The following is a 9188-nucleotide window of genomic DNA, read 5'->3' on the forward strand; positions in this document are numbered from 1 at the left end:
ACTTGCATATGATGCGCAAATGCGCGACTACATCATCAGGGAAGCCACGCCGGACGACGTCGACGGGGCCCGGGTGGTGATGCTGGACGCGGTGTACCGGGACTTCGGGACGGGCTACGTGCCGCACTGGCACGCCGACATCATCGATCCGGTGTCGTTCTATCTCACCCCTGCCCGGCACACGCTCCTGGTCGCGGTGGACGGCGGGGACGGCACGGTGGCGGCCACGGCCGCGCTGGACGCGCGCGGCCCGGCGCATCCGCCCAACCCGCGCTGGCTGGCCGAGCGGTTCCCGTCCGGTCAGACCGCGCAGCTGCGCCGGGTGTACGTGCGGCCCGAGCACCGAAGGCGGGGACTGGCCCGGCGGCTGGTGGCGGGTCTGCTGGACTTCGCGCGCGCCGACGGCGGCTACCGGTCGGTGTACCTGCACACCTATCCGGACTCCCCGGGCGCGATGGGCCTGTGGCGGACGCTGGGCAAGGTGCTGTGCGACGAGCGGGAGGACGTGCCCGGCGGGGGCAGCGGGGCCGTGCACTTCGAGATCCCCTTCGCATGACGGTCCGCCGCCCGACAGCCCTCCGCACGACGGTCCACCGCCCGACAGCCCTCCGTATGCCGTTCGTGGCCACGGCCTTCGCCGGTGCGAGGCGGCTGCGCGTCCTCGCGCGCGGCGGCGGCCCCACGCTGCTGTGGCGGGCCGTGCTCACCGCCGCCCTCGTGGGCGGGATCGGCCTGCTGCCGTGGCTGTCGCGCACCGACCCGGCGCTCACGGTCCTCAAGGCCCGGTCGGCGGAGCGCGACCCGACCCCCGCCACGCTGAGCGCCGTCCGGGACGAACTGGGCCTGGACGACGGCCCCGTGCGGCTGCTCGGCCGCTGGCTGGGCGGGCTGCTGCACGGGGACGCGGGCACCTCGTGGGTGTCCGGCTCCGAGGTGCTGCCCGGGGTCGTGCAAGGTCTCGGCGTGTCGCTGCTGCTGATGTCGGGGGCGCTCGCCGTCGCCGCCCTCACGGCCGCGGCGGTGTGTGCCCGCACGCTCCGGCTCGGTGCGCGGCGGCGGCTCGGCGCGCTCCGGCCCGGCGGTACGGCGGCGGCCGTACTGGCCGCGCTGCCCGAGTTCCTGGTCGCCTCGGTGCTGGCCTCGGTGATCGGGGTGCAGCTGGGCTGGCTGCCCGCCCTGGGCTGGTACGGGCCGCAGTGGATGGTGCTGCCCTCGCTGGCCCTCGGCCTGCCCGCCGGGGCGGTCCTCGGACGGATGCTGGACGACCTGCTGCCCGGCGCGTTCGCCGAGCCGTGGGCGCTGGCGGCCGCCGCACGCGGCGTCCCGCCGGTGTCGGTGGCGCGGCAGGCGGTGCGCCGCTGCGTGCCGGCCCTGCTGCCGAACCTGAGCCTGTTCGTGGTCGGTCTGACCGGCGGCTCGGTCGCCGTCGAGCAGATCTTCGACATCCCGGGCCTCGGCCGGCTCACCCTGCACGCCGCCCTGGCCCAGGACCTGCCCGTGCTGCAGACCGGCACCCTCACCCTGGTCCTGCTGGCGGCCGCCGCCACGTTCCTCGCCCGGCTCGCGGCCCGGCTGCTGACCGGCCCCGCCCTGCGGGACGGCGCCCTGCACTCCCTGCACCGGCCCGCCCCGCCCGCGCCCCGCTCCCTCCCCCTGCTCCACGGTGCGGTGCTGACCGGTGTGATCGCGCTGGGCCTGCCGCGCGACCCGCTCGCCCTGGACCCCTTCGCCCGGCTCCGGGCGCCGTCCCCCGCCCACCCCTTCGGCACGGACGCGCTGGGCCGGGACGTGCTCGCCCGGGTCGCCCACGGGGCGCTGACCACCCTCGCCGTCGCCCTCGCCGTGAGCGCCGCCGCCCTGGCCGCCGGGCTGCTGCTCGGGCTGCTGCCGCGGCTGTCCGGGCCGATGGCCGACACGGTCAGCGCCGTGCCGCCCGTGCTGGCCGGTCTGCTCACCGCCGGGGTGGCGGGCGGTGGTCCGTGGACCCCCGCCGTCGCCGTCGGCGTCGTCGCCTGGGCACCACTGGCCGCCCACACCTCCGCGCTGCTGCGTCAGGAGCGCGCCACCACCCACCTGGCCGCCACGCGTGCGCTGGGCGCCGGCCGCTGGTACCTGCTGCGGCGCGAACTGCTGCCGGCGGTGCTGGGGCCGGTCACCCGGCACGCCCTGCTGCGACTGCCCGGCATCGCGCTGGGCCTGGCCGCGCTCGGGTTCCTCGGACTGGGCGCCCAGCCGCCGTCGCCCGAGTGGGGCCTGCTGCTCTCCGAGAACCAGGCCTACGCCGAACGCGCCCCCTGGGCCGTCCTCTTCCCCGCGGCCGCGCTCGCCCTGCTGGGGGCGCTGGCCGTCACGGCCGCCGGGGGCGTACGCCTGCCCGGGAGGCGCGGGCGCCCCGGCGGGCCGCCCGGTCCGCCTCCGCGGCGCACCGCACCCCGGGTGCCACAGCGGCACGCGAGCCGCCCCGACCGCCTCCTGGCCCCCGTGTCCGCCTCACCGACCTCACCGACAGAAGAACGATGACCGACCTCATCTCCCGTGTCCTGGCCCGCCGGGCCGCCCGTGTGCCCCGTGGCGCCATGACCGACGGCGAGCCGCCCCGGGCGCCGCGCGAGAGCACCCGGCGGCTCTGGAAGGACCTGTCCGGGCTGCTGCGGCTGCTGATCCTGACCCAGCTCGCCTTCAACCTGGGCTTCTACGCCGTGCTGCCGTTCCTCGCCGAGCACCTCGGCACCGCGATCGGCATGGCGGGCTGGCTGGTCGGGTTCGTGCTCGGGCTGCGCACCTTCAGCCAGCAGGGCCTGTTCGTGGTCGGGGGGTGGCTCGTGGACCGGTGGGGCGTGCGGCCGGTCGTGCTGGCCGGCTGCGCGCTGCGGATCGCCGGGTTCGCCTGGCTCGGGTACGCGGAGGCGACCTGGGCCGTCATCGGGGCGGTGCTGGTGATCGGCTTCGCCGCCGCCCTGTTCTCCCCCGCCGTGGAGTCCGAGGTGGCCCGCCAGGCGGTCGTCTGGGAGGCGGACGGGCACGGACCGCGCACCCGTGTGCTGGCGCTGTTCAGCGTGGCGGGACAGGTGGGCGCCTTCGCCGGGCCGCTGCTCGGCGCGCTGCTGCTCGCCGTCGGCTTCCGTACGGCCTGCCTCGCCGGCGCGGCGGTCTTCGTGCTGGTCCTCGCCGGGCACCTGCGGCTGATGCCGCAGCACATCCCCGGCCGGGTCCGCGTCCGGCAGCGCGGCGGAGCCCGCGTCCTGCGCAACCGCCGTTTCCTGGCGCTGTGCTGTGCGTACGGCACGTACCTGCTGGGCTACAACCAGCTGTATCTGGCCCTGCCGGACGAGGTGCAGCGCGCGGCGGGTTCGCAGGCGCCGCTGTCCTGGCTGTTCGCCCTGTCGTCGGTCCTCGTCGTGTGCGCGCAGCTCCCGGTGACCCGCTGGGCGGGCGACCGGCTCGACCTGCGCCGCTCCATGGCCGCCGGACTGCTGCTGATCGCGGCCGGTTTCGCGGTGGTGGCCGCCGCGCGCCCGGCCGGGTGGACGGGCACCGCCGGGCTGCTGCCGGCCGCGGGCTTCGTCGTGCTGCTCACCGTGGGGCAGATGCTCGTGGTACCCGCCGCCCGCGCCTGGGTGCCCGACCTCGCCGAAGACGGCCGGATCGGCCTGTACATGGGGGCGCTGTCCTCCGTCTCCGGCCTGATCGTGCTGGCCGGCAGCGCGGCCACCGGCTCCCTGCTCGACCTGGGGCTGCCGGCCGCCGTGCCGTGGCTGGTCCTGGCGGCCGTACCGGCCCTGGCGGTGGCGCTGCTGCCGCACCGGGACGCCGAGGGGGAACGGGAGGCCGGGGAGGAACGGGAGGCCGGGGAGAAGGGAACGGCTCCGGCGGGCTGATCCGGCCTCCGGCGGGCACGCCCGCGGACGCGCCACCCGGAGTGCGGCCCCGCGTGCGCCCCGGGTCTGCGACCTGTTTCCGGGGCCGTACCGCCCGGGCTCACCGCCGCGGCGCATAATGATCATCCGGCGCCAGTATCCTGGGTCGGCTGTGGCACCCCCCACCAATCCCCGCCCGGACGCGGGGAGTTCGGGCTGCGGCGACGAGCTTCCCACTGCATGAGACGAGGACGAGTGCTGCTAGCGGGCCGCTACCGGCTGGATGTTGAGATCGGGCGCGGTGGAATGGGAGAGGTCTGGCGGGCGTACGACGAGACGCTCGCCAGAGCGGTGGCCGTCAAGCTGCTGCTGCCCCAGGACACCGACGCCACGGCGGCCTCCCGGTTCCGCCTGGAGGCCCAGACCGCCGGGCGTCTCAACCACCCGAACCTGGTCGGCGTGCTCGACTTCGGTGAGTACGACAACCGGCTGTACCTGGTGATGGAACTCGTCGACGGCGACAGCCTCGCCGGGGTGCTGGCCGCGTCGGGCGCACTCCCGGCGGGCCGGGTGGCCGACCTCGCCGCCCAGGCCGCCGCGGGACTCGCCGCCGCGCACGCGCAGGGCATCGTCCACCGCGACATCAAGCCCGCCAACCTGCTGCTGGACGCCCACGGGACGCTGAAGATCGGGGACTTCGGCATCGCCCGCTTCCTCGACGACCCCGGGGCCGCGCTCACCGCCACCGGGCAGATCGTCGGCACCGGCCTCTACCTCGCGCCCGAGCGCGCGCTGGGCAAGCCCGCCGGCCCCGCGTCCGACATGTACTCCCTGGGGTGCGTGCTCTACCAGTTGCTCAGCGGCCGCCCGCCGTTCCAGGCCGACACCGCCGTCGCGCTCCTGCACCAGCATCTGGACGCCGCCCCGGTGCCGCCCCGCGAACTCGGCGTGGCCGGTCTCCCGCCGGCGTTCGAGAACTACCTGCTGGGGCTGCTCGCCAAGCAGCCCGAGGACCGGCCGTCGGCCCAGCAGGCCGCCGAGTGGTTCGCCGCCGGTGCCTGGCAGGGGCGGCCCGAGCCGCTGCCGGAGGCCACGCAGCCGGCGCCCTCCCCGGTGCCGTCCCCGGGGACGGCGGGCTTCGCGCCGGCCGGGGCCGGCGCCCCGGTCACCTACGCGCTGCCCACGGGGGCGCGCACCGCCCCGGGCGGGCGGGCCCGCCGCGCGGCGCCGCGGGGCGGCTCCGGCAACCGGTCGCGGCTGGGCGTCACGGCCGCCGCCGCGGCCCTCTTCCTCGCCGCGATGTACCTCGGCATGGTGTGGTTCTCACCCGACGACACCACGACGAAGAGCACCGAACCCGACGCCTCGCCGTCGGCGAGCAGCCCGGCCTCGCCCTCGGAGCCGGGGGCGTCCGCCGACCCGCCGGCCTCCACCGCGCAGACCGGCGAGACGTCGACGGTCGGCACCGTGGCCGATGTCGTCCCGTCCTCGGCGGCACCCACCACCCCGGCCCCGGCCGGACCGCCGCCCGGTCCGTCGAGCCCGGCGCCGGAGACGGGCGGGGACGGCACGGAGCAGGTGGAGCAGCCGCAGCAGCGGCCTCCGCAGGTCCCGGTGGACGACGGAGGCGACGAGGACGACGAGGGCGAGGACTGAGCGATTCTGCGCCGGTGTGCGAGCGGGCGCCCCCTCGCGCGCCCCCTGGGGCGGCTTGTCATCGCCCTTACCCCGGCCTTATTGTCACCACGCCTTGGTGAACGGGAAATCCGGTGTGATGCCGGTGCGGCCCTCGCCACTGTGAATCGGGAAGTCCGGCTCCGGCCCTCGCGGGCAGCCACTGGGTCCTCGTGACCCGGGAAGGCGGAGTTCGGGCGGTGGTACCCGTCAGCCAGGAGACCGGCCAAGGCGCGTCAACCATCCACGAGGTGCTGGAGAGGGTCTGCTGAGCCATGCACATAGCCGAGGGTTTCCTGCCTCCGGCGCACGCGGCCGCCTGGGGCGTCGCGTCGGCGCCGTTCGTCGTCCACGGAGTCCGGTCACTCACCCGTGAGGTGCGCGAGCACCCCGAGAGCACCTTGCTGCTCGGTGCCTCCGGTGCCTTCACGTTCGTCCTGTCGGCCCTGAAGCTGCCGTCCGTCACGGGCAGTTGCTCCCACCCCACGGGCACGGGCCTGGGGGCCATCCTGTTCCGGCCGCCCGTCATGGCGGTGCTGGGCACCATCACCCTGCTCTTCCAGGCGCTGCTGCTGGCGCACGGCGGGCTCACCACGCTCGGCGCGAACGTCTTCTCCATGGCGGTCGTCGGGCCCTGGGCCGGTTACGCCGTCTACCGGCTGCTGCGGCGGTACGACGTGCCGCTCATGGTGACGGTGTTCTGCGGGGCGTTCGTCGCCGACCTGTCCACCTACTGCGTCACCAGCGTGCAGCTGGCGCTCGCCTTCCCGGACCCGGGCAGCGGATTCCTGGGCGCGCTCGGCAAGTTCGGCTCCATCTTCGCCGTCACGCAGATCCCGCTCGCCGTCAGCGAGGGGCTGCTGACGGTGCTGGTGATGCGGCTGCTGGTGCAGTCCAGCAAGGGCGAGCTGACCCGGCTGGGCGTGCTGCTGGGCACGAAGGGCTCCCGGACCGGCGCGGAGGCGGTGGCTCGGTGAGCAGGAACACGAGGATCAACCTGCTGTTGCTGCTCGCCGTGGCCGCCCTCGCCGTGCTGCCGCTGGCCCTCGGCCTCGGCGACCACAAGGAGGAGCCGTTCGCGGGCGCCGACGGCGAGGCGGAGTCCGCGATCACCGAGATCGAGCCGGACTACGAGCCGTGGTTCTCGCCGCTGTACGAACCGCCGTCCGGGGAGATCGAGTCGGCCCTGTTCTCCCTCCAGGCGGCGCTCGGCGCCGGTGTCCTCGCCTACTACTTCGGCCTGCGCCGAGGGCGGCGGCAGGGCGAGCGGCGCGCGCTGGAGCGGGAGGCCGGGAGCGCGCCCGCCGACACGGCCGGCAGGTCCCCCGCCGCGGCCGGGAAGCCCGCCGACGGGCAGGACTGAGCCCGGGTGCTGCCGATCGACGCGGCGGCGCACAGCAGCCGCTGGCGCCGCCGCCACCCCGTGGACAAGGCCGTGCTCGGGCTCGGCCTCACCGTGCTCGCGATCTCGTTGCCGCCCTGGCCGGGCGCGGCCCTGGTGCTGGTCACGGCCCTGGTGCTGCTGCTGGGACCGGCGGGCGTGCCGGCCCGGCGGCTGTGGCGGGCCTACCGGGTGCCGCTGGGCTTCTGCGCGACCGGCGCGCTCACGCTGCTCGTCCAGGTCGGCGGGCCGGAGGGTTTCGTCTCCTTCGCCGGTGACGGGCCCGTCCGGGCCGGGGAGTTGCTGCTGCGCACCTCGGCGGCCTCCCTGGGCGTGCTGCTGTTCGCCTTCACCACGCCCATGTCCGACCTGTTGCCGCGCCTGGTCCGGGCGGGGATCCCCGCACCGGTCGTCGATGTCGCACTGGTGACGTACCGGATGAGCTTCCTGCTGCTGGACTCGGTGCGCCGCATCCGGGAGGCGCAGGCCGCGCGCCTCGGCCACACCAGCCGGGCCGCGGAGTGGCGTTCCCTGGCCGGCCTGGGCGCCACCGCGTTCGTCCGGGCCTTCGACCGGGCCGCCCGCCTCCAGGCCGGGCTCGCCGGACGCGGCTACGACGGCACCCTGCGCGTCCTGGTGCCCGAGGCCCGTGTCTCCGCCCGCTTCACGGCCGCCGGCTGCGCCCTGCTCGTGGCGCTGGCCGCCCTCTCCCTGCTCCTGGAAAGGCCGCTGACATGAGCGAGCCCGCCCTCGTCGCCCTGCGGGGCGCGTCCTTCGGCTACGCGGACGGCCCGGTGGTGCTCAGCGGCCTCGACTTCGACGTCCGCGAGGGGCGCGCCCTGGCGCTGCTGGGGCGCAACGGCAGCGGCAAGACGACCCTGATGCGCCTGCTCAGCGGCGGACTGCGGCCGGACGTAGGCCGGTTGACGGTCGACGGGCAGCCGGTGACGTACGACCGCAAGGGCCTGACCCGGCTGCGGACGACCGTGCAACTGGTGGTGCAGGACCCGGACGACCAGCTGTTCGCCGCCTCGGTCGAGCAGGACGTGTCGTTCGGGCCGCTCAACCTGGGCCTGGACCACGCGGAGGTCCGCACCCGGGTGGCCGAGGCGCTGGCCGCGCTGGACATCACCGCTCTGGCCGACCGGCCCACCCACCTGCTCTCCTACGGGCAGCGCAAGCGCACGGCCATCGCGGGTGCGGTCGCCATGCGGCCCCGGGTGCTGATCCTCGACGAGCCGACGGCCGGGCTCGACCCCGACGGCCAGGAACGGCTCCTCGCGACGCTCGGCACGCTCCGGGCCGGCGGCACCACGGTGGTGATGGCCACGCACGACGTCGATCTCGCCCTGTCCTGGGCCGACGACGCGGCCCTCCTCACCCCGTCCGGCGTCCGCACCGGCCCCGCGCCCGCGGTCCTGGCCCGCAGGGACCTCCTGCGCGCGGCGGGGCTGCGGCTGCCGTGGGGCGCCGCAGCCACCGAACTACTGCGCGCCCAGGGCTTGTTGACCGGCGAAGAGCCTGGGCCGCGCACGCCCGACGAACTCGCCGCGCTGGCGGCCCGGCGACCGGGGGCGTGCGGAGCCTGAGCGTCCCGCGCGTCACCGGTCAGTCGAAGTAGGACTGCAGCGTGCCGCGCCGCCGGACGTCGAGGGTCGCGCAGTGGAACGAGCCGCCGAACGGGGCGTAGTGCAGAAGGTCACAGGGGATCGGCTCGAAGCCCCACTTCTCCAGGGCGCGCAGCATGCCGGTGTGGTGCCGCTCGGCGATCACCCGCTTCTCGTCGACCATGAGCACGTTCATGCTGAGCCACTTGCCGCACATCGACGTCACCTTGAGCAGCCGGTCCTTGATCGGGTCCGGCTCGGGGGCGACCAGCACGTCCCAGGAGTCCAGGACGTCCGGCAGCTGGTCGGGGTCGATGTACTCGGGGTTGATCAGCACCTTGCCGGGCGCGAGCAGCACGAACGTGGTGTCGATGTGCATGGGCGTACGGCAGCGGCTGGGGATCTCGTGGATGCGGTATCCGGGGCCGAGGTGGCGGCGCAGCCAGTCGATGCCCATCGCGTTGGTGACGTTGCTGCGCGTGACGAACAGGTCGCGGCCCGCCCGGACGAAGTCCGCCGCGTCGAAGACGGGTTCGAACTCGGTGAGGATGTAGCGCATCGGCTCGCCGGGGCCGGGGACCGTGAAGCCGGGGTCGAACAGCTCGTCCGTCAGCTGGGGCCTGGGCGCCGCGGTCCAGCGTGCTCCGCGGCGGAAGTAGTCCTTGAGGA

The 9188-nt window shown here is 75.5% G+C and carries 8 protein-coding genes, 1 pseudogene and 1 riboswitch; of the genes and pseudogenes, 8 read left to right on the forward strand and 1 reads right to left on the reverse strand.

Annotated features, from left to right (window positions below):
- Window positions 1-19 precede the first annotated feature (19 nt).
- From AC07DA_RS34060 to AC07DA_RS34095, 8 genes are all read left to right on the forward strand, one after another.
- Window positions 20-556, forward strand: coding sequence for a GNAT family N-acetyltransferase (locus AC07DA_RS34060; RefSeq protein ID WP_479132088.1), 537 nt, complete (start codon window positions 20-22; stop codon window positions 554-556).
- A gap of 56 nt (window positions 557-612) precedes the next feature.
- Window positions 613-2520, forward strand: coding sequence for an ABC transporter permease subunit (locus AC07DA_RS34065; RefSeq protein WP_479132089.1), 1908 nt, complete (start codon window positions 613-615; stop codon window positions 2518-2520).
- On the forward strand, window positions 2517-3878 hold the full coding sequence (locus AC07DA_RS34070) for an MDR family MFS transporter (protein WP_479132090.1): 1362 nt from the start codon (window positions 2517-2519) through the stop codon (window positions 3876-3878). Before AC07DA_RS34065 ends, AC07DA_RS34070 begins: the two co-directional genes overlap by 4 nt.
- A gap of 219 nt (window positions 3879-4097) precedes the next feature.
- On the forward strand, window positions 4098-5513 hold the full coding sequence (locus AC07DA_RS34075) for a serine/threonine-protein kinase (RefSeq protein ID WP_479132091.1): 1416 nt from the start codon (window positions 4098-4100) through the stop codon (window positions 5511-5513).
- A 78-nt stretch (window positions 5514-5591) separates the two neighbouring features.
- Window positions 5592-5776: riboswitch (cobalamin riboswitch) on the forward strand.
- A 30-nt stretch (window positions 5777-5806) separates the two neighbouring features.
- Entirely contained in the window at window positions 5807-6508 is a 702-nt protein-coding gene (locus AC07DA_RS34080; protein WP_479132092.1) for an energy-coupling factor ABC transporter permease, read from the forward strand.
- Window positions 6505-6894, forward strand: coding sequence for an energy-coupling factor ABC transporter substrate-binding protein (locus AC07DA_RS34085; protein ID WP_479132093.1), 390 nt, complete (start codon window positions 6505-6507; stop codon window positions 6892-6894). The genes AC07DA_RS34080 and AC07DA_RS34085 overlap by 4 nt, the downstream gene beginning before the upstream one ends.
- Window positions 6895-6900: 6 nt before the next feature.
- Window positions 6901-7650, forward strand: coding sequence for a cobalt ECF transporter T component CbiQ (gene cbiQ / locus AC07DA_RS34090; protein ID WP_479132094.1), 750 nt, complete (start codon window positions 6901-6903; stop codon window positions 7648-7650).
- The gene (locus tag AC07DA_RS34095) at window positions 7647-8501 is read left to right on the forward strand and encodes an energy-coupling factor ABC transporter ATP-binding protein (RefSeq protein WP_479132095.1); all 855 of its coding nucleotides are present in this window, start codon (window positions 7647-7649) and stop codon (window positions 8499-8501) included. Before cbiQ ends, AC07DA_RS34095 begins: the two co-directional genes overlap by 4 nt.
- 19 nt (window positions 8502-8520) lie before the next feature.
- On the opposite strand, the pseudogene AC07DA_RS34100 reads toward AC07DA_RS34095, so the two are convergent.
- A pseudogene (locus AC07DA_RS34100) lies at window positions 8521-9188 on the reverse strand (amidinotransferase); the annotation flags it as partial.

Source organism: Streptomyces sp. NPDC044921, assembly GCF_056432865.1.